Annotated in this window: 1 protein-coding gene and 2 tRNA genes; all 3 read left to right on the top strand. The window is 49.0% G+C overall.

The genetic code is table 11. The annotated features are described in order from the left end of the window. Positions 1–166: 166 nt before the first annotated feature. Positions 167–242, top strand: a tRNA-Thr gene (locus tag WS40_RS10760). A 27-nt stretch (positions 243–269) separates the two neighbouring features. Next, a tRNA-Tyr gene (locus WS40_RS10755) sits at positions 270–354 on the top strand. A gap of 158 nt (positions 355–512) precedes the next feature. Then, positions 513–949: GTP-binding protein (locus WS40_RS10750; protein ID WP_046442262.1), on the top strand; the 437-nt coding region annotated here is incomplete at its 3' end.

The following is a 949-nucleotide window of genomic DNA, read 5'->3' as shown; positions in this document are numbered from 1 at the left end:
CTCAGTTTGGTAGAGTGCTTGGTTTGGGACCAAGATGCCGCAGGTTCAAGTCCTGTCGCCTCGACCACTTTATTAAAAAAAATGAAAACAAAATAAAAAATGCTTGACAAGTGCTTGGAGATATGATATAATAGATATCGTCAGTTCGACAGATCAAGCAATACAAGCTGGTGTAGCTCAGTTGGTAGAGCAGCTGATTTGTAATCAGCAGGTCGGGGGTTCAAGTCCGTCCACCAGCTCCAATTTTCTACAACATACATATGTTACATGGGGGAGTTCCCGAGTGGCCAAAGGGGGCAGACTGTAAATCTGTTGCTTCTAGCTTCGATGGTTCGAATCCGTCCTCCCCCACCAGAGAACAGGCAAGCTCTTCGGGAGTTTGCCTGTTTTTCTTTTTCGCATCATGTGTATGGATTGTAGAGTGACTGAAATACTATATCATATGGTAAGTACCTGCGCCGTCAGGGCGCCGGTCCGTGACAACACATACCATGGGAAATGAGGAGAAAATTATGGTTCGTGAGGATTTGAGAAATGTTGCTATCATCGCACACGTAGACCACGGTAAGACAACTCTGGTCGACGAGATGCTGAAACAGGGCGGTGTATTCCGGGAAAACCAGGCAGTGGCAGAACGTGTTATGGACTCCAATGATCTGGAACGGGAACGTGGCATCACGATCCTGGCAAAGAATACATCGGTACGCTACGGCGACACCAAGATCAATATTATTGATACCCCGGGACACGCTGACTTCGGCGGCGAGGTAGAACGTGTTCTGAGCATGGTAGACGGTGCGATCCTGCTGGTCGATGCCGCAGAGGGCCCGATGCCACAGACTCGTTTCGTGCTGTCCAAGGCGCTGGAAATGAATCTGAAGATCATCGTTGTTGTCAACAAGATCGACCGTCCGGACGCTCGTCTGGATGAGATCGCAGACGAAGTACT

Source organism: Ruminococcus sp. N15.MGS-57 (assembly GCF_000980385.1).
Classification (GTDB): domain Bacteria; phylum Bacillota; class Clostridia; order Oscillospirales; family Ruminococcaceae; genus Hominimerdicola; species Hominimerdicola aceti.
Note: the sequence above shows the minus strand (reverse complement) of the source record. Positions and strands in the feature narration are given on the sequence as shown.